The following is a 26,834-nucleotide window of genomic DNA, read 5'->3' as shown; positions in this document are numbered from 1 at the left end:
ATTAATATCTGCTAGTGTAAAAAATGATAATGATTGATAATAAAACCTAATTCTTTATTAGATTTTTATTGTACTATAGCTCTAAAATTTTATAAAAAATAAAAGACTTAGAAAGACTATAATTAAATCTTTCTAAGCCTTTTTTATTTATTATTTTCAGAAGTTCGAATCATTTCTAAAATAGAATGCTGATAGCCATAAGTAAAGTAAATGATACTTCCTATCAACAAAGCAACTAGGAAAGCAATCCAGGTTTCCATATTATACTGCAACATAAAGGATAAACAAATGATGATTGATAAAATGGGTAACAAGGGTACCAATGGTGTTTTAAATTCTCCAGATTTTGGCATCCCTTTTTCTTTCCGTAAACGAATCAGGCCATAAGCTAGCATGATCAAGTAGGCCAAGGTACAAATATTTAAGAAGGCTGCGATACTAGCAAGAGGGAAGATTCCTGCTGCTACTGCTGAAGCTAGACCTGTCAAGATAGTAGCATTTTTGGGTACCTTGCTTGTTTTGGTCAGTTCTTTAAAGGCAACAGGCATCAATCCATCACGAGCTAAGCTGTAAATCATACGAGATAGGGCATAGGTCATCGAGATACAAACCGTAATCAAGGTCAAAATAGCCACTAATGACACATAGTTGGCTGCCCAACTAATCCCAACGCTGCGAAGAGCAAAGGCAACGGCATCATCGACATTTAGATGGCTATAATGGACAACACCAGTCAAAACAAGAGTAACCAAGGCATATAGAATGGTTACGATCGAAAGCGATAAGACAATCCCTCTAGGAATATTTTTTTGAGGAGTCTTGACTTCATCTACAGCCATAGAGATGGATTCAAATCCCAAAAATCCAAAGAACATTAAGGAAGCACCAGCCATAATACCGGTACTAGCGCCATAGATTTGTCCAAAACCGTAAGGAGCGAAATTGCTCCAATTATCAAGCTTGATATGCCAAATTCCTACTAAAACAAAGAGAGCTAAAGCGGAAAATTTCAAAATAACTAGCATTGAATTAAAGCGTAAGGCTGCTTTAGCATTGAGTAAAACAAGCGAGGTAACTAGAACCAAGACAAGAATAGGCAATAAATCAACAAATGTCCCTGCTTGAGGATTAAAGGTACCATTTAAAGCCTGAGGAAGGGCTATCCCGTATTGAGAGAGCAAGCCTTTAAAATACGCTGCCCAACCTGAAGCCACACCTGATATAGCTGTCATGAACTCCATCATGGTTAACCAACCTGCCAACCAGGCTGGGAATTCTCCTAAGATGGCATAGAGATAACTGTAGGCACCACCTGTAGCAGGTACTCGTGAAGCAAATTCTGCAAAAAAGAGGGCTGATAATCCCACACACAAGGCAGAAATGACGATTGAAATCACTAGGGCTGGACCCGCTAGAGTTGCAGCTGCAGTACCTGTGATTGTAAAGACACCTGTCCCTACCATGGCTCCGATACCTAACAAAATCAAATCCCATAACTTCAAATGCCTGTGCATCTCTGTTTTATCTAAACTAACATTCTTTGTCCTAAATATATTCATCTTTGACTCCAAAATAAAATGATGATTCTATTTTACCATAAATATGGGATATTTGTGAATATTTATAAAATATTTTTCTAAAAAAATCTGACTACTCTCTTGTAATCAGATTTTTATCTATTCTAGTTCATTTCTTTAAAGGCTGCTTCTGCATCCGCGTTGCTGATAACACCAAATTGAATCTTGCCAATCTTTCCTTGACTATCAATCAGGTATTCTGTAGGAATGCTTCGAATTTGATAAGCTTGGAAGGTGGTTCCTTTTGTGTCATAAAGTACTGGGATATCTTTATAACCTTGATCTTGGAACCATTGTGGGAATTGCTCGACAGTTTTTTCACCTTGAATTCCTGGTGCAATGACACTAAGAATTTCAAAATCACGATCTTGTTTCGCAGCTAATTCCATCAACTCTGGCATACTTTTCTTACATGGACCACACCATGAAGCCCAAAACTTCAAGTAGACTTTTTTCCCCTTATAATCAGATAACTTAACTTCTTTACCATCCATAGATTGCAAAGTGAAGTCTGGCGCATCTTTTCCAACAGCAATTTGTTGTACAGTCGTTTGTTGCTGTTGTTTTGGGGATTGTTGTGGAGCTTGAGTCTTTTTAGTCTCTTCCTCACCACAGGCAATCAATATGACTAATGACAAGAGGCTTAAGCCAGCAAACATTACTTTTTTCATCTTTTTCTCCTTTATTCAAAAATTCCAGCTAGAACATTTACTTGTCCTAATAGTAACAAAATTCCCATTAAAATAATGAGGAAACCACCAATTTTCTTCAGTAGCATCATATGACGTTTAATTTTACTAAAATAAGGCATCACTATTCCTGAAGCTAGGGCCAAGACCAAGAAAGGAATGGCCATCCCCAGAGTGTATATCAAGGTATAGATTGCTCCTTGCCAAGCGCCATTGCCTCCAGAAGCCGCAAGTGCTAAAACAGAACTCAAAACAGGACCAATACAAGGCGTCCAACCAAAACTAAAGGTAATACCGAGTAAAAAGGCTGACCAATAACGATTGGCTGCGGATTTCTTAAAAGTAAAGCTTTTTTGAACCTCTAATTTCTTAAAATGAAAAATTTCCATCTGGTGAAGGCCTAGAATGATGATAATCGTACCCATAGTATAGCGAAACCATTTGGCATAGAGAATATTACCAAAGTAACCCGCACCAAAACCTAGAATAAAGAAAATGAGAGAAATACCTGCGATAAAGCAAAGCGTCCGAATCAAACCCGACCAGGCAACCTTTCTTCCAAACAAAGAGAAGCTTTTTGCGCTTTCCTGATCATCCAACAAAATTCCAGTATAAACTGGTAATAGAGGAAAAATACAAGGTGAAAAGAAGGACAAGACCCCTGCTAAAAAAACGGAGATTGAAAATAATATCGTTTCCAATAAAAAACCTACTTTCTTAAGAGTTTAAACCTATTGTACTATAAATGTTAAAATTTGTATCAAGTTTGCTACGGTTAACTGTTTTTACTATGATGTTAGATAAAAGAAAACGATTGAAGAAAGTTGTCCAAGTCGACTTTTTCTTCAATCTTCCTTTAATTATTTTAATAAGTTCCTTCTTCTCCTTGGCTAGTCAAGATTACCGGACCATCCTTAGTAATGACAAATTGGTGTTCATATTGACAAGATAGGCCACCGTCAATGGTCTTATGCGCCCAACCAGTCTTCATATCTGTATCGATTTCCCAGTCACCTGTATTGATCATCGGTTCAATAGTCAAGACCATTCCTTCACGGAGACGAAGTCCACGACCAGCAATACCATAGTTAGGAACCATTGGTTCTTCATGCATAGTTGGGCCAACACCATGACCAACCAAATCACGTACTACACCGTAACCACGACTTTCAGCGTATTCTTGAATAGCTGCACCAATATCACCAATACGATTTCCAACAACAGCTTGCTCGATTCCCTTGTACATAGCTTCTTTGGTTACATCCATCAAGTTTTTCACTTCTTCGGACGGCGTACCAACAGCATAAGCCCAACATGAGTCTGCTAGGCCACCAGAGTAGCTCTGGGTGTATTTTTTCATTTGCTCCACATTGTTGAAGTTTAGTTTTGAGACATTCAGGTCAGATTTAGCAATAGGACCTCCCAAAACCATATCAACCTTGAGCAAATCACCATCTTTCAAGATATAGTGACGAGGGAAAGCGTGAGCTACTTCATCGTTAAGAGAGCAACAAGTAGCATAAGGATAGTCCATCATGGCACCGTCAACCCCAATCTGAAGTGGAAGGAAATTTTCTTCCTTACAACGACGGCGAACGTATTCTTCAACTTCCCACATATCTACTCCAGGCTTAATCAAATCACGCAAGCCGATATGAATACTTGCTAGAAAATCACCGGCCTTATCCATAGCTTCAATTTCACGAGCTGATTTTAATGTTATCATTTTTTCTCCTAGTTTCTAATTAATTTTAACGGTTACATTTGCTTTTGAAACAATCTGATGACCATGATAAATATCGTAATCAATAATAGCTGACCGTCTAGTATGGTGGATAANGCGTGCTTGAATGCGCAGTGTATCATCTATCTGAACAGCCTGCAAAAAGTAGATTAGCATCTGCTCGATAATGAGATTGCGACCACTATTCACAACCAAATCTTGAGTCATGTGGGTCAGAATTTCTGCTAATACACCATTAGCCAAAACACCGTTCTTCTCTAGCATAAAGGGTTCCACTGTAATCACTACTTCATCATGGTGATAAGAAAGTTTTTGACCAATCTGCTCAGAAAAAGTTGGTAGAGCCGAAACTTGGGAACGACTCATCTTCTCCATGACATCTCGTCTGGTTACAACCCCAAGCAAGGTTTGATTATTACGAACAACTGGTACCATTTCAAAATCTTCAGCAATCATCCGTTGACTCACATTGGCAATATTTGTAGATAATCCAACTAAAAATAGACTACGAGACATGACCTTATCAATTGTTGTACTTGGTGACTTATCACCAGCATCTCTCATAGTAACAACCCCAACAACAACCTGATGTTGATTAATAACAGGGAAACGACTACTACGATTCTTACGTACCAAGTCCAAATAATCTTTAACAGTGTCAGTCTCTCTCAAAAAACCATACTCATGACTCGGACGGTACAGTTTCTCAACTGTCAAAATATCTGTTTTGATTTGAACATTTGACAAGGCTTTATTGATCATGGTCGCAACGGTGAAAGTGTCATGTTTGCTTCTTAAAACAGGAATTCCTTTTTGATTAGCCAGTTTAATCACATCATCATGAACCTGAAATCCACCTGTCACAAGAACGGCATTTTCATTTTCCAGCGCTAATAATTGAATACGAGTCCGGTCTCCGACAATCAAGAGTCCCCCATCATGAAGGTAAGACAAAATATTTTGCTCAGTCATGGCACCGATTGAAAACTTACTAAATTCTCTCTCTAAACCTTCTTGCCCAGCCAAAACCTCAGAAGAAGTCACTTCTGCAATTTCTGCAAATGTTAATCTTTCAATAGCAACTTTCTGAGATTTAACACGGATAGTACCACTTCTTGGACGAGTCTCTACAATTCCACGATTTTCAGCTTCTTTAATGGCCCGATAAGCCGTTCCATCACTGACTCCTAGATGGTTGGAAATACTTCGAACACTGACTCTTTTACCAACAGGTAATTCTTCCAAATAACTTAGAATTTCTTGGTGTTTACTCATTAATTTCTCCCTTTACAAAGCGAAACTCAAGATAATCACGCATTTTTTTTGTATAGCGATCACTTCCTTTAAACTGACGAATCAATCGAAATCCAGACTTAAGAGCAACCTGTTGACTAGCTTCATTTTCAAGGTGGGTGATGATGGATAATTGTTTTAAACCAAATTCCTCAAAAGAAAGTTGGCAAAGTTTTCTTACAACTTCTGTCATAAAACCTTGACACCATACATCTTTTCTCAAAAAATAACCAAGTTCTGCTTCTTTTTTAATTTCATCTAGCTTTTCAAACTTAATTGAACCAATCATTTTTTCAGTTTTCTTGTCACAAATAGCCCATACACCTAAAGGAGACTTCATAAAATAATTGGCCAGCGCATATTGACTCTCTTCTGGACTAGCTTGAGTTGGGAAAATAAATTGAAGATTTTCTGGATTCGAAGCTATCTCATAAAAATCCTGACTATCACTAAAAAAGAAAGGACGCAAATACAAGCGATCCGTTTCAAAAAAAGAAAACATTGCTAATTTGGTCCAAATATTCATAAACACCTCTACGGTTTATTCTTCAACAAGTGTAATATCCGCTCCTAGATTACGTAATTTTTCAATAATATCTGAATAACCACGTAAGATGAACTCAATATTTGTAATTTCAGTTTTACCTTCAGCCATCAAACCAGCAATGACAAGTGCGGCCCCAGCTCTAAGGTCAGTAGCTTTTACACTTGCACCACGTAAACTACGTCCTCCGGTATATAAAATATGGTCGTTTGTAGTCTTAATATCCGCATCCATCTTTGCTAGTTCAAAGACATGGTTTACACGTTTTTCATAAATGGTATCAATAATGGTACCACGCCCTTCTGCTGTTAACAAGAGAGGAGTAATTGGTTGTTGCAGGTCAGTAGCAAAGCCTGGGTAAGGAGCTGTCTTAATATTGATTGCTTTCAAATTAGACTGTTCCTCGACAAAAATACTGTCTTCAGATACAGTCATTCTCACTCCCATTTCTTCCAACTTAGCAATAAATCCTTCCAGGTGTTCGTATAGTACATTATTAATACGAATTCCCTTACCAACTGCAGCAGCTAAGGAAATATATGTACCAGCTTCAATACGGTCTGGAATCACCTGATGACGCGTTCCATGTAATTTCTCAACACCATCAATAATAATAATATTGGTTCCAGCACCACGGATATGAGCACCCATATTATTCAAGAGAGTAGCAACGTCAATAATCTCAGGTTCACGGGCTGCATTTTCAATAATAGTACGACCATTTGCTTTAACCGCAGCAATCATCGTATTAATCGTCGCACCCACACTAACCGTATCCATGTAAATACTTGCACCATGGAGTCCTGAATCTTTAGCAGATAACTTCATGTTATCTCCCTCGTAGCTAACAGTGGCACCCATAGCTTCAAAAGCCTTAAGGTGTAAGTCGATAGGACGTGGTCCCAAATCACATCCACCAGGTAAACCAACAGTAGCTTCACCAAAGCGACCTAAAAGACTTCCATAAAAATAATAAGATGCACGAAGACTATTGATTTTCCCATAAGGCATTGGAATATTTCGAACCCCTCTTGGATCAATCTCCAAGACATCTTCATAACGCTTAACAGTAGCTCCCATCAATTCCATAATTTCAACAAGACTTGCTACATCCGAAATATCTGGAACATAGTCCAAAGTCACCACATCATCAGCCAAGATAATAGCCGGAATCAAAGCTACTACACTATTTTTTGCGCCACTAATGGTAATCTCACCTTGCAGGGGCAAGCCACCATTGATAACAATTTTTCTCATTTTAAATTTTTTATACTCTTTCAAAATTTCTAAAAAGGTCCTGCATTAAAGTATATCATAAATTCACCTTTTTTTCCATCATTTTCAATTATATTAGCTGAATCGTATTTGTATAGTTACCAAGCTTACTTAAAAATTATTTGCCCCTCGGTACAAAAAAAGAGCCCATCATACAGGCTAGAAAGCTTGATATGATAGGCTTTTTAGTGTTAGATTAACGTACTGTACGGATACGCATTGTGTTTGTACGTACAGCTTCTCCAAGTGGTACACCTGCTACGATAACGATATCGTCACCAGATTGTACAAGACCTGCTTCAACTGCTTTACGTTCAGCAATTTCAAACATATCGTCAGTTGATGATGGAGCATCTGTCAACATTGGGATAACACCCCAGTTCAACATCAATCCACGTTCTGTCAATTCGTCGAATGTCAATGCCAAGATGTCAGCATTTGGACGGTATTTAGAAATCAAACGTGCAGTGTGACCTGTCTTAGTAAGAGTTACAACCAATTTAATGTCCATTGAGTTAGTAGCATCTTTAACAGCTGAAGCCATTACTTCTGTCTTAGAGTTACGTTCAAATGAATCTGAGTTCAAACGTCCGTATTCGTTAAGAAGAGTTTGAGCGTTCTTGTCGATTGTAGCCATTGTAGTTACTGACTCAAGTGGGTATTTACCGTTTGCAGACTCTCCTGAAAGCATTGTAGCGTCAGTTCCGTCGATAACAGCGTTGAATACGTCTGATACTTCTGAACGAGTTGCACGTGGTTTTTCAGTCATTGTTTCAAGCATGTTTGTTGCAGTGATAACAACTTTACCTGCAGCATTGACTTTCTTGATAATCATTTTTTGGTAAACTGGAACCATCTCGAATGGTACTTCGATACCCATGTCACCACGAGCAATCATGATACCATCTGCAGCTTCGATGATTTCATCCAAGTTATCGATACCTTGTTGATTTTCGATTTTAGCGAACAATTGAACGTGTCCGTTTCCAGTTTCTTTACAGATTGCACGAACTTCGTTCACGTCTTTTGCAGTACGTACGAATGAAATCGCGATGAAGTTAATTCCTTGTTCAAGACCAAAGCGGATATCGTCGTTATCACGTTCAGCAAGAGCTGGGAAAGGAATTTTAGTGTTAGGAATGTTAACACCTTTTTGTTTAGCAATTACGCCATCGTTTTCAACTTCAACTTCGAATTCACGAGTTGCGTCATCTTTAGCAACTACACGAAGACCAAGTTTACCATCGTCAACCAAAACTTGACGACCAACTTCAACATCATCATAGATATCAAGAGCACCAGCAACGTTCAATGCAATCACATCACGAGTTGATTTGATTCCTTGTTTAGTTGCAACACGGATTTTCTCACCAGTTGTGTAAGAGTACTCTTTGGCATCTCCTTCAAACAATTCAGTACGGATTTCTGGTCCTTTTGTATCAAGAAGGAAACCAACTTTTTTACCTGCAAGTTTTTCAGCAAGTTTAACAGTTGCCATACGGTCACCTTGTTCTTGGTGGTCACCGTGTGAGAAGTTGAAACGGAATGTGTTAGCACCAGCTTCAATCAATTTGGCAATGTTTTTAGCTGAAGCTTCAACATCAAGTTTTTCACCCCAGTATCCGTCATCACCGAATTTTTTACCACCACGGATTTCTACCGCAGGTCCCAAAGTTGCAACGATTTTTACACGTTTGTTCATGATTTTTGTGACTCCTTTATATATATGACCTTTTTGGTCTTATTAACAATAATTATAAATTATGACAAGCTCTTATTCAAGCTAGATAGCTCAAGGTCAGCTTTGTGTGGGTTGTTAACCACAATCTTACCGTCTGCAGTCAAGCTAAACAAAGCTCCTTCTTCTGCAGTTCCCAGAATTGGGTTTTCAACCATTTTCTCGTTACGGATACCAACCGCAACACCACCAATACCTTCTTTAAGAAGTTTAACGGCATGCGCACCCATACGTGACGCCAAAACACGGTCACGCGCAGTTGGAGAACCACCACGTTGAATATGTCCAAGTTCTGTCACACGAAGGTCGCTTGTATCTCCAGCTTCTTTAAGTTTTTGACCAAATTCAGCTGCTGACATCACACCTTCTGCCAAAACGATGATATTGTGTTTTTTACCACACTCATAACCACATTTAATGCTTTCTACGATATCTTCAATCTTGAATCCTTCTTCAGGAATGATGATTTCATCAGCACCAGTTGCAATACCAGCCCAAAGAGCGATATCACCAGCGTTACGACCCATAACTTCGATAACAAATGTACGACGGTGACTTGATGATGTATCGCGAATCTTATCGATAGCGTCCATAGCAGTAGTAACCGCTGTGTCGAAACCGATTGTGAAGTCAGTACCAACGATATCATTATCGATTGTACCTGGAAGACCGATAGCTGGGAAGCCGTGTTCAGTCAAACGCATAGCACCGTGGTAAGAACCGTCACCACCGATAACAACTACACCTTCAATCCCGTGTTTTTTCAATTGCTCAATCCCTTTAAGTTGCCCTTCAAGTTGAGCGAACTCTGGGTAGCGAGCTGAGTGAAGGAAAGTACCACCACGAGAAATGATGTCTCCTACTGAAGCCGCATCTAGGGGATGAATTTCACCAGCAACCATACCAGCATATCCATCATAGATACCAAATACTTCCATTCCTTCTGAAATTGCTTGACGAACAACTGCACGGATGGCAGCGTTCATACCAGGGGCGTCTCCACCACTAGTCAAAACAGCAATACGTTTCATATTGGTTATGCTCCTTTTTCTTTTAACATTCTTACTGATTATACCACATTTACGTTGAAAATTCTTCTATTTTCCGTAATTTTAGCGATAAATCGTTTTCATAACTATTCCATTCAATTTCGCTTCTAATTCATCAGATTTAGCTACAAAATGATGGGGAGAAACAATCGTTCTCTGTTCCTCTTCATACCTGATAATGACTGGGATTGGGCCTTTATACTGGTCTAAAATTCTCGAAATTTCTTGATCCGAATCATGATTTTTCACCTGAATCCAAAAGCGCTCAGCAACTGCTTCTCTTATTTCTTGTGCAATCATTTGCAGACGGCCATCACGTGACTGGACTTTCCCTTTGATATAGTAGAAGGCCCCTTCTCTTACTTCCTGACCAACCTGTCGATATAAATCTGAAAAGAGTGTAACATCCAATTTTTTCTTACTGTCATCCACCTGTAAGAAAGCCATATTTTCACCCTTTTTGGTACGAATTACTTTTATCTTCTGAACTTCAACCAATATAATAGAATGACTATTTTCTGACAAATTTCCGATTGGTGTAATTGGGTAAACAGCCTTACTTGCAATAGCTTGTAGGGGATGTTTACTGACGCCTACTCCTAGAAGCTCTTGTTCCATATAGAATTTTTCTTGCTCCGACCAGTCCTCCGAATTTTGCCAACTGTAAATGGTCTCTCCAAATAAGCTTCCTAATACTTTCACAAATTCAAATAGATTAGCTAAATTATTGNATACTTTTTGACGATTTTTTTCAAATGAATCGAAAAGACCAACTTTTACCAAAGGTTCCAGCAAGGGAAGTTTCAGATAATTCTCAGGTAGTTTAGATAAAAAATCTTCAATATTAGAATAAGGTCTATGTTCGATAATCCAAAGCGCCAAATCCTTGCTGAGCCCCTTAATCGATTTCAAACCTAGATAGATAGACTTGTTGGCAATTTTATCGTGATAGGGAATAGTATTAATGGACAATGGGGCTACTTCAAAACCTGCTTCTAAGGCATCTGTTACATAATCACTGTTGGCAGAATTCAACATGACCTGATAAAAAATGGCTGGATAATGCGTTTTGAAATAGGCTAGCTGGAAGGCCAAGGCTGAGTAAGCATAGGCGTGAGATCGGTTAAACCCATAACCTGCAAACTTCTCCATGACATCAAAGACCTGCTCTGCCTTTTCCGCTGTATGGCCAGCTTCTAATGCCCCTTGGATAAAGGATTCTCTCATCTCATGCATGGCAGAGGCATCCTTTTTCCCCATAGCCCGACGTAAAATATCGGCTTTCCCAAGACTAAATCCAGCAAAACGCTGAGCTACCTGCATAACCTGCTCCTGATAGAGCATAATGCCATAGGTTGGAGCCAAAATATCCTCCAGCACTGGATCCAACACAGTCACTTCTTCCTGCCCATGCTTTCTTGCCACAAAATTATTGATATAATCACTAGCACCTGGTCGATTTAGGGAAGTAGTCGCTACGACATCTTCAAAGCAGACTGGTTGAACACGTTTAAGTAGGCGAATAGCGCCAGGTTGCTCAAATTGAAAGATCCCTTTAGTATTACCAGAAGCAAATAAAGCTAGAGTTTCTTTGTCTTCCAAATCGATTTCTTCTATTTTTATATGAATACCTTCTGTTTCTGCAAGTAATTCTTGCATCTTCTGGACAAAGGTCAAATTTCTTAGTCCCAGAAAATCCATCTTCAAAAGTCCACTTGCTTCGACTCCATGAGCATCATACTGAGTCAGTGGAATTTCGTCACCATGCTTTAGAGGGATGTAGTTGGTCAAATCTTGGTCACTGATTACAACACCAGCCGCATGGACAGAGGTTTGTCTTGGATAACCCTCAATCTTGCAGGCAATTTCAAAGGCTTTTTGGTATTCTAACTTACTATTGATTTGCTGACGAAACTGTAGGTTCCCTTCATAGGCCGACTTGAGATTATCACGAAAACTGATTTTCTTGGTAATTGCAGATAATTCATACTCTGGCACACCAAAGCGCTTCAAAACATCACGTAAAGCTTGCTTGGCCCCAAAGGTAGAAAAAGTAACGATTTGAGCTGCATGTTTACTACCATATTTATTACCAACATATCTGATAAAATCTGGACGATAAATATCAGGAATATCAATATCAATATCAGGCATGGTATAGCGTCCACGATTGAGGANACGTTCAAAAATAAGATTTTTCGCTACTGGGTCAATACCTGTAATATCTAAAGCATAGGAAACCAAGCTACCAACTGCGGAACCTCGTCCCATTCCCATATAATAGCCATTTGAACGTCCAAAACGCAACAAATCCCAGACAACCAAGAAATAATCGTCAAAGCCCATATCATGGATAACAGCTAATTCTTGGTCTAGGCGGTCTTGATATTCTTTACTAGTCAACCCCTTCTGAGCAAGCCCAAGCTCAGCGCGTTCTCTCAACTCTTCTACTGCTGGTCTAGATGGATTAAAGCGAGGCAGTTTCAGACTAGTATCCAAATCATAAGAAATACCTGAAATAAGCTTTTCTAAGTTTTCCAAGGCTTGAGGAAAACGTTCTTGGAATAGTTTCTCTAAAGAACTTGCTGATATAAAAACATCTTGTCTCGAACGCAAGGGAACTTCTCTGAGGGGGAGATTTTCTTTAATCGCTGTTAAGACTTGTAAAACTTCTCTATCCCTGCATTCAAAAGCATTGACCCGATACAGTGGTAAAATAGGATGATGAAATTTGCTGGCCAGTGTTTCTGGATAAACCCCTATATAGTAATCACAACCTAGATTTAACAACTCAAGTTCTTCAAAATAAGGCACAATTACCGCAATATCCTCTAGATACTGTGATAGAACTGACCAACTTTTCTCCCCCTGCATCTTAGCTGTTGAAAGCTTCATCAACTGCTGATAGCCCACACTAGATAAAGCTAAAAAGCGCAGATTCACATCTTTATCATCTACAAGCACATTTATTTCAAGCCCTAATAAAGGATGAATTCCGTATTTTTTTGTAACCTCTAGAAAGTCAAAAGCACCATAAAGATTATCAATATCCATCATGGCCAGATGAGTGTAGCCGAATTCTTTAGCTGCTCTCACATACTTGTCGATCGAAATGACGCTCTCCATAAAACTATAGACTGTTTTTGTATCTAGTTGTGCGATCAATTTACACTTCTCCTCTATCGTTCTCACTATATTATACCATTTTCAAAAAAAGAAAAGAACCTGAGATAATAAATCTCAAGTTCTTTCTGTATTTGATTGCAAGTTAGCATTTAATGAAAATCAAATTAATTATTCTTCATCTTCTCTTTTCTTACGAGCAATCAATCCAAATCCACTTAGGGCTCCTAGAAGTCCGAGTGCTGCAAGGCTAGCATGATCTTCTGTACCTGTATTTGGAAGTTCACGTTGACCATCCATGTATTGAGGTGTAGAAGGCTCTGCTGGTTGAGCTGGAGTTGTTGGAGTTCCATTATTGTCTCCGTTGTTATCTCCATTATCTGCTGGTTTTACAGGTTTTGGAGTTTCTGGATTTGGTTTTGGCTCTGGTTTAGGAGCTGGAGCAGGATTTGGTCCTGGGTAAGGAGTTGGGTTTGGTTTAGGNTCCTTAGGAATGTAGTTGATTGGTGTATCTTTCGTTGGATCCCCAGGTACCTCTGGTACTTCATATCCTTTTGTTGGATCATTTGGATCAACTGGTTTCAATGGTTGACCTTCTGGATCTACAGGGATAAATCCTGGTACATAAGGTACTTTAGGTTTATCTGTTCCTGGTTTCGTTGGATCTTTAGGATCGTTTGGATAAGTGATTGGATTTGTTGGTGTTCCTGGAATATTTGGAATCCATGAACCTAACTTATCGTAAATCACTGTTTCATTGATATCCTTGATTGTATCAGGAGTTACTTGTACATCTTTAGTTGATGATTCTAGATCACCAGCTTTAGCGATGTATCCTTTCACAACTGGTACTTGGTAACCGTTGAAGATATCATCGTTACGATCTGTTGTCCATTCACCATATGTGATTTCACCAGTTACTAAGTTAACTTTCGCTTCACGAGTGAACTTGATTGTCTCAACACGAGTTTCAGAAACTTCTTTTCCGTTGCGATCTACATATTTGATCGTACGTGTAGCTGATTTCTCAGTTACAAGATCTTTCACAGTATTTGGCCATACTGGGCTGTTTGGATCTCCAGGGAATACTGGTTTACCTGGTTCTGGTGTAGATGGTGTTACAGGTTTCAGTGGGTTATTTGGACTCACTGGTTTTGTTGGATCTGTTGGCACCATTGGTTTATCAGGATTATTTGGATTTGTTGGCACGATAAGTGGAGTAACTACCACGTTAAAGACTTGGTCTTTATCTTTGTCTTTATCGAATACTCTATCATTATCTGCAGAAGGGTAATCATTGCTTTCTACAATGTAACCTTTCTTAACAAGTTCTTTAATCTTACTTTCAACATCTCCAGACTTAGTAAATTTAGATCCTGAATCACCTTCATCTACTACTGGATCAGATACTACCTTACCACCTTTATCTTTAAAGTTTGTGATAGCTTTTTGCTTATCAGTTACATAGTAGATTGGTGTATCTGTACTTGGATTTGTTGGTACTGGTGGTACTTCATATCCTTTAGTTGGATCGTTTGGAGCTACTGGTGTTAATGGAACTAGTGGGTTATCCGGACTAATTGGTTTAGTTGGATCTTTTGGTACCACTGGTGTAGCTCCTGGGATATAAGGCACTTTAGGTTTATCAGTTCCTGGTTTAGTTGGATCGTTTGGATCATTTGGATACGTAACCGGAGGAACTGGTGTAGAACCTTCTGGTACTTTTGGTACCCATGAACCAAGTTTAGTGTAGACAACTTCGATGTTTTCATCTTTAGAATCTGCAGTTAATCTTGTTGTAGCTGCTAATTCTTTTTGTTTGGCATCTTTCAGGATGTAGCCTTTAACTACTGGTGATTCAACTTTATCAAATGTTGTATCTCCATCTTTAGCTGTCCAGTCACCGTAAGTGATTTCACCTGTTACAGCGTTGATCTTAGCTTCACGAGTGAATGTAACTTTATCTGTTACTTTCTTAGCTACTTCCTCACCTTTTTCGTTAACATACTTAATTGTACGGTTAACGTGACGAGTTGTATCAATCTTCTTAATTAGATCTTCAGTCCATTTTGGTCCATCAGGGTTATTTGGATCGATTGGATCACCTGGTTTTGGTTTATTTGGATCATTTGGATTTTCTGGATCTACTGGTTTGATTGGCTCAACGTGTGGTTTAACAGTTACTACGAAGCTTTGATCTACTTTCGTATCTTTATCGTAGTTCTTATCTGTAGCAGTTGTGAATCCGTCACTTACTAGATCATATCCTAGAGCTTTCAATTCAGCAAGTTTAGCTACTGTACTGTAGTCGATCGGTTCTCCAGATTTACCTTTTAGGTTATCTGTATGAAGTACTGTTCCTGTTCCTTCTACTACATAAGTTACTTTCGCTTTTTGAGTATCTTTCTCATAAGTGATTTGCGTATCTTCTGTTGGATTTTCAGGTGTTGGTGGAACATATCCTTTACTTGGATCATTTGGATCTACTGGTTTCAGTGGATTTCCATTTGGATCTTTTGGAGTTGTTCCTGGAACGTGAGGAATCACTGTTGTTGGTGTTCCTGGTTTAGTTGGATCTGTTGGATCGTTTGGATATTGAGGTTTCTCAACTTTTGGAACTTCAAAACCTTCTGGTACTTTTGGTACATATTTACCTAGTGGTGAGTAAACAACGTTTACTACTGAATCAGCTGCATCATGAGCAACGTTCTCTACTTTTTCAGCTGCTTTAATGTCCGCAACATATCCTTCGATAACTGGAGAAGTTACTTCTGCTAATGTTTGTGGTGCTGTCCAATCAGAAGTATAAGTGATTTCACCTGTTACTTTGTTTAGGTCACCTTTACGAGAGTAACGAAGTTTTTGTTCTACAGTTGGACGAGCCTCTTGACCACGTTTATCAGCGTCTACTTTATCAGTATTTGCATATTTGTAGTTGATTGTACGATTTACTTCATCTAGTAATCCTAGTTGTTCAAATGTACGTTGTTTTGGATCTCCAGGTACTTTGTCTCCTGGTTTTGGAGTTGTATTTGGATTGTTTGGATCTAGCGGTTTATCTGGATCGATTGGAGTGATTCCTTCTTTAACGATTACGTAATAAACTTGGCTAATTCCATCATTACCTTTGTCATCTTTATCATCGAATGTACGATTTGCATCAGCGTAGAATGCTACACGTTCTGCTGTGTAAGCTGCATCTGTAGGTGCAACAACTTCATAACCTTTAGCTTCTAATTCAGATTTAGCGTTATCGATGTTTGTTGTCTTGATTGCTTTACCTGTGTCTCCTGCTTCTGCAACTGATACGTGAACAGCAGTTCCATCAGCTTTAATGAAGTGAACTAGAGCAACTTGAGAACCATCTTTCACATACGTGATTGTAGTATTTTGAGTTGGATCTTCTGGTTGTTTTGGTACTTCATATCCTTTCGTTGGATCATTAGGATCTTTCGGAGTTAATGGTTTACCATCTGGTCCTACTGGTGTTGTTCCAGGGATGTATGGTACTACTGGAGTTTCAGTAGGTGTTCCTGGTTTTGTAGGATCTTCATTAGTTGGGTTTTCATATGGTTTTGGTGTTAAATCAGTTCCTGGTGGAGGCGTTACTCCTTCTGGAATTACCGGTACATATGAACCAAGTTTACGGTAGATGATGGTTTCTTCACTATCTTTATCCGTAGCTTTAACATTTTCACGAACTGTTGATGTCGCAGCTGAAGCTACATATCCAGGTTTGTTTGGTGTTGTTACAGCATCGATTGTTTTATCGTCATCTTTAGCTTTCCAATCAGTGAAGTTAGAGATTGCTCCTGTTACTGGATCTAAGTCAGCTGTACGAGTGAATGTTAATGTTTGGACATTATCAGGGATACCTGCATCTGATCCGTCAGCTAGTTTGTAGTGAACTGTGTGTGTTACTTCTTCGATTAATCCTAATTCTTTGTAAGTACGTCCTTTTGGATCGTTTGGTACTTTGTCATCAGGTTTTGGAGTAACATCTGGTGTGTTTGGATCTGTTGGTTTAGTTGGATCTAATGGTACTGGTTTTGTAGTATAAACTACTGTTTCATTGATATCTTCAGCAGTTGCTGTTACTTCAGATGCTGGTACAGTCGCTTTATTTGGAGTATAGTTCTTAATTTCTGGTGAAGTTACTTCTCCAAATGTTTGAGCTGGTGACCATTCTCCGAATGTAATCTTACCAGTTACTGGGTTGATTGTTGCTGAACGGCTGAAGTTCTTAGTTTCTTCTTTTGTATCAGCAGCTTTTGTTCCATCCACATAAACATACTTGATTGTACGTTTAACTTCTTCTTTACGTCCATCTTCTAACTCTTTGATTAACTCTGGAGTCCATTTTGGTCCTGTTGGATTATTAGGATCGATTGGTTTTCCTGGAGTCGGAGTTGGATCGTTTGGATTTACCGTTGCAGGTTTAACTGTTACAAGAACTTTATATTCTTGGTTAGTTGTTGCATCTGCATCAAACTTACCATCTGTTGGATAGTTGTTTTCTACTACTGTATAACCTTTAGCTTTCAGAGCTTCGATAGTTTTCTCTACTTCTGCACTTTTCGTGAAGGCTTTTCCTGTATCTCCAGTATCAACGATTGATTGAGCTACTCCACCTTTTTCAGTTTTATCCGTTTCACTGTTTACTTCAATGAAGTGTGTAACTGCTACCTGAGAACCATCTTTCGTATAAACAATAGTAGTGTCTTCTGTAGGGTTCGTTGGAACTGGTGGATTATATCCTTGTTTTGGATCGTTAGGATCTTTCGGAGTTAATGGTTTTCCATTTGGTCCCACTGGTGTAGTTCCTGGTACGTAAGGAATCGTTGTTGTTGGTGTTCCTGGTTTTGTAGGATCATCTGGATTATTTGGATATTGTGGGTTTTCAATTGTCGGAGGAGTGAATCCTTCTGGAACAACTGGTACAAATTTACCTAAATCTTTATACACAATTGCTTCTACAATATCTTTATCCGTTGCATTAACACCTGTTACATCTTTCTTAGATGCTTCTACATCTCCTGTTGCTACATATCCAGTTTTAACTGGGACAGTCGCTTTTCCTTCAAGAGTTGTATCGTTATCTTTAGCCGTCCATTCACTGTAAGTAATCTCTTTTGTTACAGCATTAACTGTTGCTGTACGTGTAAAGCTTACTGTAGTTTCGTGGTCAGGTTCTACTTTAGTTCCGCGTTTAGCAGTATCTGCTACATCATCAGCATAAGTGTACGTAATTGTACGTTTAACTTCTTCAGCTAGTTTTAGATCTTTGTATTTTGGTCCGTTAGGATTGTTTGGATCTACAGGCGTGTTTGGATCGAAGTTTGGATCTTTTGGATCAATTGTAATTTGTTTTACTTTGTAAACAACTACTTCTTCGAAGTCCGCTGCATCAGCTGTTACTGTCTTAGCTGGAACATCACTTGTTGTTGGATTACTTACTAACGCAGAAGTATATCCATCAATTGTAGGAGTTGTTACAGCTTCGAATCCATCAGTTGTCTTAGGTGTCCATGCTCCATATTCAACTTCTCCTGTCACAAGGTTAACTTTAGCTGTTCTTGTAAACTCAAGAGTTTGAACTTTCTTATCTGGAACATCTGTACCAAGTTTAGCATCTGGAACTGGAGTTGCATCTTCGTATACATACTTGATTGTACGTGTTACAGATTCAGTAGTCTTCAAGTCTTTAACAGAGTCAGGCCATTTCGGTCCATCCGGTTTTGTTGGATCTACTGGTTGACCTGGTTCTGGTTTCACATAACCTGGAGTTGTTGGATCAGTTGGAATATCTTTAACAATCGGTTTGAATGTTACTGTATATTCTTGGTTGGTTGATGCATCAGCATCAAATACTTTTTCAGCAGCTGTTGATGGATAGTCTTTTTCACCTGCATTTACATTGGCTACTTTTTCATATCCACGAGCTAAAATCTTATTGATTGCTGCAGTTACATCTGCATCTTTCGTAAATGATTTTCCTGTATCTCCTGTATCAACTACTGAAGGTTCTAATCCTTTACCAGTTGTATCTACAAATTTCGTTACAGCTACTTGAGAACCATCTTTCGTATAAACGATTGTTGTATCTCCTGTTGGTGTAGTTGGAGCTGGTGGTTCATATCCTTTAGTCTTATCATTCGGATCTTTTGGTTTCAACGGTTGTCCATCTGGTCCTACTGGTGTAGTTCCTGGTACGTATGGAATTGTCGTTGTTGGTGTTCCTGGTTTTGTAGGATCATCTGGATTATTTGGATATTGTGGATCTTGAATTGTTGGAGGAGTGAATCCTTCTGGTACAACTGGTACATATTTACCTAGTGCTTTGTACACTACTTTTTCCGTAATATCTTTATCTTCTGCTTTTACATTTTCTACAGGTTTAGTTGATGTCTCTACATCTCCTGTTGCTACATATCCTGCTACTTTCGGAAGTTCTGATTTTCCTTCTAGTGTAGTATCGTTATCCTTAGCTTCCCATTCTCCATAAGTGATTTCACCTGTTACTGGGTTCACTTGAGCTACACGAGTGTAATTAACTTTTGTAGTGAATGGATCAGCTACATTCGTTCCAGCTTTGTTGCCATCTTTTTCAGCTTGATTTAGTTCACTTGCTTCTGTTGAGTAAGTGTACGAAATCGTACGTGTTACTTTTTCAGTATTCTTCAATTTCGCAAGTAGTTCATCAGTCCATTTTGGTCCATTTGGATCATTTGGATTAATTGGCTCATCTTTCTTAGGTTCTTTATAGCCTGGAGCTTTTGGATCAACTGTAATTAATTTAGTTTTATAAACTACTACTTCTTCGAAGTCTTTATCTGTAGCCGCTACAGTTTTCGCTGGTACATCTGCAACTGCTGGTGTTACACCTGCAACTGCTGCAGTGTATTTCTCAAGTGTTGGAGAAGTTACTACTTCGAATGTTTGATCAGCCGACCAATCTCCGTATGTGATTTCTCCTGTCGCTACATTAATCTTACCAGAACGTGTGAATTTAAGTGTTTTGACTTTCTTATCAGCCACACTTGTTAAATCAGATTCTGCTACTGGAGTACCGTCTTCGTATACATACTTAATAGTACGTGTTACTTCTTCTTGTACTTTTACAGCGTTGATTAATGCTTCAGTCCATTTTGGTCCATCTGGATTATTTGGATCGATTGGCGTTACACCTGGAGTTGGTTTTGGATTATCGTTACTTGATGGTTTAGTTGGATCAAATGATGGAATATCCACTACTTTAGCTTTGAATTTCACAACATATTCTTGATCAACTGCAGCATCTTTATCGAATTTATCTGTTGATTTGAATCCATTATCAACAAGTTCGTAACCTTTCTTAACTAGCTCAGCAATCTTATCAGTTACTGACGTTGCTGTTGTAGCTGGGTAAGCCGCTTCTGATTTACCTGTTACTGAGATTGGCTCTGCAAGACCTGGAGTAATAACTTTATCTGTATTAGTAGGATCTACTTCTACAAATTTAACTACAGCTTTTTGTGCCACTGGAGTATAAAGAACTGTAATCTTGTAGTCATCTGCTTCTGCATCAATTGCTGCAGTTGCTTCTACAGTAGCGTTATCTGGCGTATATCCAGTCACTTCTGGAGAGTTAACAAGGTTGAATTTATCATCTTTTGCTTTTTCTGCATCAGATAAGGTAATTGCATCGTTAGATGTTCCACCTACTGGAGTCCATGGACCAAATGTAACGATTGATTTTTGAGCATCTGTTGCATCTGCTGCGATTGCTTTGTTTGTAATGTGGTCGTAGTAAACTACACGAGCTTTGTATTCTTCTGGAGAATCATATCCACTCTTATCTAACACCGCTTTGTAAGCAGCGTATTCTGTTGGATATTCTTTTGCAGCTAATGTATAGTCGATTGTACGGTCACGTTCAAAGTGAAGTGTTTCAGTCACTGTTGGTGCCGCTGTAGTTCCACGTTTATCTGCTGGTACATCATCTGTACTTGCATATTTGTACTCGATTGTACGAGTTACTTCTTGGGTATCTTTAATTTTACGAGTAACTTTCTTGTGACGTAGGTAAACATTGAATGCTTGGTCTACTTCTTTATCGTCATCGAACTTACGTCCACCTTCTATAGCTGTACCTTGTGTATTGTTTGTATAGTCGTCTGTTACTAATTCGTACCCAAGGTCTTCATATTTCTTAATTGTTTTAGCTGTTTCATAACGAATCTTCGTATGTGATTTCCCTTGAAGTTCTGGAACACCGTAAGTTGTTTTCGCATCTGCACCTGTTGAAGGAGCCGGATTAGCATTTTGAACTTCAAGAATACGAGCATCACCTGTAGCATCTAAGTCGATGTATGTTACTTTAGCTTTTTGTTTATCAGCTTTGTAAACAACATACATATCGAAGTCATCTTTATCGTCTGAACGAACTTCTGATACTAGTGGTTCGTACGCTCCAACGTCTTTGGTATTATCTGCTACTGGAGTATATAATCCTACAGGTTGTTTACCATTGTGGATGTGTCCCATCTTACCATCTGCACGAGGAGTGAAGTCAGCAGTTACTACTTCAGCAGTATATCCTTTTACTGTTGGCGAGATAATTTCTTTAAATTTAGAATTTTCATCACTTGAAGCTGTCCATTTACCGATAATAATTGAACCTTGGTTGAACTGTGTTCCTGCTGGGATAGTATCTCCAACTTTATAAACATGCCCAGTTGCATCTGTAACTTGGTTCGCAGTTGTGATTGCCTTATCAGTAGTTCCTGCTTCAGAGAAAATCTTGTATTCACGAGTATAGTCGATCGTTTGTGTACGAGTAACTGGTGTCTTATCAATTGCTAGGATTGGATTATTATCTTTATATGAATCTTGACTAGATGGATTGTCATTATCATTTTCGTATACGTAATGAATTGTACGAGTGATAGATGCTTTTGACTGTGGTTTAACGATTGGTGTATACGTTGCTTTACCGTAGTCTGTACCATATTTACTTGTTACAGTATCTCCTGCTACTTTATCGTTATAGTCAACATCCGGTTGTTGTTTTACTACACCTGTACCTGTACCTACAAACTTAGGATGTGGAGTGAATGTGATTTCACCAGTATCTTGATTTAATGTATACGTACCTTCGTTTTCAATAACGATTTCTGTGTCAGTTACTTTAGTATAACGACGATGTACAGTCTCAACTGCACCTGTTTCTGGATCAATATGAACTGCATCTGGAAGAGTCACATTCATTAAGTCTTCGTAAGTTGCAGCTGTACGAGTTCCTTTTGGAATCGTATCATTATTAGCATTATAAGTAGTACCATTTATTGTGATACTTTCACCTTTTGGAACAAGTTGATCTGCAGAAGTTTCATTCACTAGGGTTCCTTCAAATCGAGTTTGAGTTCCCGCAGGAATCGTATCTCCTTTAGCAAAAGTAGCTTTCCAAGTAGTAATTTGAGCTCCACCTGCTATTTTAAGTGGTGTAACAAGTTCATCACCTACTTGTAGTTTACTTCCTGCTGGCACAACTACATTAGCCCCATTACGGATTACTGTCGTGTCCTCTGTTGCTGTTGGTAAAGCTCCTTCTAATACCGAACCTGCTGGCACTGACCCTGTTGTAAACCTTGCATTACTTACAGTTACATTTCCTGTACCATTAACAGAAACTGGTGATGAAACATTCCCTAACTTAGTTCCAGCTGGAATTTTATCTGCTGGTTTATATGTGACTGTTGTTCCATCTGTTAGTGTAAGAGTTGTTTCCTTATCGACAGTTGTATCTTCTGTATATAATTTTCCTGGAGTTTCTTTTCTAGTTGCAAAAGTTGGTTTCTTAGTTTTATCTAGTATTACATAATCAGATGTATATCTAACATCTTCAACTTTGTCATTTGATACTGTTTCTACAGTACCATAAACTGGAATTGTTGGATTAGATTTTTGAACAGCACCTTGAATATTTTCAGTAGTTACATCTTCACCAACAGGTTTCACATCAATTACTGTTGGAATATATACAGCATCCATTGTACGGTTACCATTATATCCATTATTCACATTTGCTGTTAATTTATCCTTATCAGCTAATCGATCTGATGCTAAAATTTCTTTAAGAGTTGCATCAGTTAAGTCCCAACCAGTTGAATTACGGTTTTGGTCCCAACCACGAATAACTGCTCCACGGGCAGTTCCTACATATCCTGCTTCAGGTTTAAAGTCAACCGTTGTTCGATAATTTCCCGAAGCATCTTTAATATTTTGCCCATTTTCTCCAGCTTTATTTAAAGTATATTCCCCGACTTTATTTCCAGCAGTATCATATTCTGTATATTTAGATAAGTAGTATTCAGTTTTACCTGTTGAAGGATTTACTACTTTAACTGCTGTACCTAAAGTATTTCCTCGTTTATCTTTTACTACTACTTCTGTACCTTTATAAACAGTTGTTCCTTCTGGATCTACTACGTTCACGTTTGTATTAGCTGTTGGCTCTTCACTTGCAACAACTGATTCAGTTAATACAAACTTAGGAGCAACTGTTGGTTCCATTTGGTTCCATGCTGTATATTTTGAAGCTTCTGTTTTACCTGTTGCAGTAAACAATTCAGTAGTTCGAATATCTAATTTTTGTTCTCTACCTTGGAAGTCTTTTGTTTCATTTCTTGTTCCACGAGGTGGATGAACTACGTGTGTCTGGAAGTCTTCTACTTCACCTGAAGACGCAACACCAGTTGGTAAATCAACATCTTCTTTATCTAAAGCAATACGTAAACGTACACCTAAATTATCAACGGATGTATCTAATAATTGAGGAGTATTTTTCCATTTTAATGTATAAGTTCCTTCTTTTGTTACTTCTACTAATTCAGAAGCTTCATATAAATCGAATTTACCGTTGTTATTGAAGTCAACCCATCCACGAATATACGCTTTCTCATTATTAGTCCCTGGATTTGCACGGACACCTTTTAACTCATATTCGTTTGCAGTTCCTTGACGTAATGCATAACTCGTTGCTACAGTCGGATCTAATAATTGACCTTCTCCTTCATCGGCTAATACACCCACACCAATGACACCTTCAGCTTTATTAAAGATACCTTTAATTGGCAATTTTGACTTAGGATCAGTGACTGATAAGATATCATCTTGTCTTAAAGCTACTGTTGAGCCATCTGCTTTACGGATAACGGTATTTCCATTTCTTTGAATTTCGTAAATACCTGTTTCACCTTTTTCATTCGTAACAGTTGTTCTTCCACTCTGAAGTTCAACCTTTTCATACTTATCTGTATTCACCAAGTCATCTAGCGCCCAAGCACCACTTGGTTCTTTTTCAACAGAACGGAAATCAGGGTCACCTTTTTGTGAACCTAAATATGGTTGAGTAGCTACTGTACTACTTCCATCAGAGTTTGTTCTCACAAGGTTACCGATGAAATGTTGAGCTGAACCATATGAGGCTGGAGCATCTCCCCCATCATAAATGACAAATCCAATCGTACCCGCTTGAGAACCTTGAGTATTCATATAAATAGATAAATTAGAAACATTTTGACTTAATCCTACTGGTAAGTCATTACCACTATCAATAGTAGTCCATGCTGGACCAAATAATTTTGTTCCATACATAGAAACATTTCCGTTTTTATCAGTACTTAACCATTCGGTTCTCTTATATCCAGGTTTTTCAAATGAATTAGCATTTCTTCCTAATAATTCCGAATTAATTGGTACAAGACCATTTCCACCTTTAGGATTTTTATTTAAGGCTAAAAATTGTTCCCAATTCGTTCCATCAGTCTCAAATTGAAGAACTTCAATTTCTCCAGCTTCCTCAGCATCTACCGCAATTGCATTTACTGCAACAGGACGGCTATTGTATGTAGCCGAAAGTGAGAAATTCACCCCTACATTAGCACTATCATATGCTGCCGTGAAAGCAGTCATCTGAGGAGTTCCATCTTCATTATCAGTAGATAGACCTACGTGCTTCATATGAGAATAAGTTTTATCTTGATAGGCCAAAACGACATCAACTGGATCACCAGCTCTTCTTCCAGTAGATGTTTGATCCTTATTCATCACGTTATAAGCTTTACCATTTGAATCTTTAAATGGATTTGTTGCTACATTTTTAGGTGCTAATGATGTTACAGTAGCTGTTAATTCATACCCTTCTACTGCGGTTTTAACTGTAAACTTCATTCCTTCTTGAAGAGCTTCGAAAAATTCTCCTTGAGAACTAGCTACACGTCCATTTCCACTCTGACTCTGTGCACGTCCGTCATTATAGAAGTGTTTTGAGTAACGAGCTGGACCATTTTTCAACCATTCATCATCTAAAGTTGTTCCTTTACGACCGTCTGCGTATGTTACTTCACGATAGTACGTAAACACCCCTGTTTGCTCTACACCATAGCGGTCTCTAACAACTTTAGTAACTGGAGTAGCTAAGTGCTTAATCTCACCTACTTTTGTTCCATCTGTATAAGTAATTTTAGATGAGCCAAAGTCAAACCAGTTAATAGATTTCTTCAATTGTTCTGTATTACGATTTGCTGTATATCCTTTAATTACTTCTGATGTTGGAAACTTAAATTCTTGACCATTTGCCAAAGTAACTGTTGTTTCCCCAACTAGATTACTTTTACTATTAACATTTACTTGAATTTTATCAGCATCTGTTAAATCTGGATTAGCAATACGGAATTGACGAATAATTTCAGCTATTTCTTCTTCGGTAACATTTTGGTAGTTTGCTACTGGTGTAACTTGCGCAGGTTTAACGACTAATTTATTATCATTTGTCGCTGGATCTGCCAACACCGCTTCAACTTTACCTATGTGTCCTGCACGTTTCATCTCTGCGTAGACTGCTTCGATGGCTGATGAAATACGTTGGAGTTGGGCATCTAATTCTTGCTTCGTAATTTCTCCAGCAGCAAGAGCTTTCTTAGAAGCTTCGATTTGGACTTTAGCTGAAGCTACTGCGGTTGCGATTGCTTCTTTTCCAGCTTTATCTTCTGCCTTTTTATCCGCAAAATTTGAGGCAGTTGTGTTCAATACTTCTGCTTCAGATGTCAACTGTTCAAGGACAGTTTTAGTAGCAGTAATTGGGTTTTCTGCTTTCTTTTCATCAACTGCTTTATCAGCTTTTTTGTCAGTTGAAGGAGCAGTTAGTGTTGCTTTTTCTTTGTCAGCTGCTTCTGTTTTTTCAGTTGTAGCTGTCTCAGCTACTTTTTCATCTTTCTTAGATGCTTCAGCAGCTAATTTTGCAACTTCCTCATCACTCAAGGCCGGCTTTTCTACTACAGCCGCTTCTGTCGTAGCAGAAAGAGCTGGTGTCGTCACATTTGCGACATTCTCACTTACCTTATCATCTTTTGGAGCAGATGCCACAGCTTCTGTTTTATTTTCAGTAGCTGTTTCTTCTGCTTTGGCAGTCGTTTGGGCAGCACCCAAAATCAAGGCTGTCCCCAACAGCACACTCGCAGCACCAAAATGATACTTACGAATAGAGAAACGTTGGCTCAAGCCATACCAATCAAAAGATTTATTTTTTTGTCTTTTTGATTTATACATAATGTTCACTTCCATATTTTTTTATGTAACTTCGAATTACAATTACATAGTATATATTTTATCACAAAAACGCTATCAGTTCAAGAAAGAAAAAATTATATATATATATATATATATTAATCGTTTTTTAATATTATTTATATTTATATACTATTTTGTTTTTGACTTTATCTTGGTATTTTTTTTGCTTTTTTGATATAATAAATTGAAGT

11 protein-coding genes are annotated in these 26,834 nt (G+C 38.3%); all 11 read right to left on the bottom strand.

Annotated elements, in window-relative coordinates:
- Positions 1-143: 143 nt before the first annotated feature.
- The 11 genes from D8837_RS05910 to D8837_RS05860 all read right to left on the bottom strand — a co-directional run bounded on the left by D8837_RS05910 (position 144) and on the right by D8837_RS05860 (position 26,622).
- Positions 144-1,559, bottom strand: coding sequence for an APC family permease (locus tag D8837_RS05910; RefSeq protein WP_125456492.1), 1,416 nt, complete (start codon positions 1,557-1,559; stop codon positions 144-146).
- Positions 1,560-1,681: 122 nt separating this feature from the next.
- Positions 1,682-2,248: a thiol-disulfide oxidoreductase-associated lipoprotein SdbB gene (gene sdbB / locus D8837_RS05905; protein WP_125456491.1), complete on the bottom strand. Its 567-nt coding sequence runs from the start codon at positions 2,246-2,248 to the stop codon at positions 1,682-1,684.
- Between the two features lie 11 nt (positions 2,249-2,259).
- Complete coding sequence (gene ccdA2, locus D8837_RS05900; protein ID WP_125456490.1) at positions 2,260-2,967, bottom strand: thiol-disulfide oxidoreductase-associated membrane protein CcdA2; 708 nt, start codon at positions 2,965-2,967, stop codon at positions 2,260-2,262.
- 164 nt (positions 2,968-3,131) lie between these two features.
- Entirely contained in the window at positions 3,132-3,992 is an 861-nt protein-coding gene (locus D8837_RS05895) for a methionyl aminopeptidase (protein WP_000631543.1), read from the bottom strand.
- A gap of 15 nt (positions 3,993-4,007) precedes the next feature.
- Positions 4,008-5,285: a CBS-HotDog domain-containing transcription factor SpxR gene (spxR, locus tag D8837_RS05890; RefSeq protein ID WP_125456489.1), complete on the bottom strand. Its 1,278-nt coding sequence runs from the start codon at positions 5,283-5,285 to the stop codon at positions 4,008-4,010.
- Positions 5,278-5,829: a GNAT family N-acetyltransferase gene (locus D8837_RS05885; RefSeq protein WP_125456497.1), complete on the bottom strand. Its 552-nt coding sequence runs from the start codon at positions 5,827-5,829 to the stop codon at positions 5,278-5,280. The genes spxR and D8837_RS05885 overlap by 8 nt, the downstream gene beginning before the upstream one ends.
- A 15-nt stretch (positions 5,830-5,844) precedes the next feature.
- Positions 5,845-7,104, bottom strand: coding sequence for a UDP-N-acetylglucosamine 1-carboxyvinyltransferase (locus tag D8837_RS05880; protein WP_125456488.1), 1,260 nt, complete (start codon positions 7,102-7,104; stop codon positions 5,845-5,847).
- 214 nt (positions 7,105-7,318) lie between these two features.
- On the bottom strand, positions 7,319-8,824 hold the full coding sequence (gene pyk, locus D8837_RS05875; protein WP_125456487.1) for a pyruvate kinase: 1,506 nt from the start codon (positions 8,822-8,824) through the stop codon (positions 7,319-7,321).
- A 59-nt stretch (positions 8,825-8,883) separates the two neighbouring features.
- A complete protein-coding gene (pfkA, locus tag D8837_RS05870) occupies positions 8,884-9,891 on the bottom strand; it encodes a 6-phosphofructokinase (RefSeq protein ID WP_000820863.1) in 1,008 nt (335 codons plus the stop codon).
- 81 nt (positions 9,892-9,972) lie between these two features.
- Positions 9,973-13,074: a DNA polymerase III subunit alpha gene (locus D8837_RS05865; protein ID WP_185755678.1), complete on the bottom strand. Its 3,102-nt coding sequence runs from the start codon at positions 13,072-13,074 to the stop codon at positions 9,973-9,975.
- 129 nt (positions 13,075-13,203) lie between these two features.
- On the bottom strand, positions 13,204-26,622 hold the full coding sequence (locus tag D8837_RS05860) for a mucin-binding protein (protein WP_125456485.1): 13,419 nt from the start codon (positions 26,620-26,622) through the stop codon (positions 13,204-13,206).
- Positions 26,623-26,834: the final 212 nt, after the last annotated feature.

This window comes from Streptococcus mitis, assembly GCF_003942965.1.
GTDB classification, from domain to species: Bacteria; Bacillota; Bacilli; order Lactobacillales; family Streptococcaceae; genus Streptococcus; species Streptococcus mitis_BH.
This window is presented reverse-complemented; position numbering and strand designations above follow the sequence as displayed.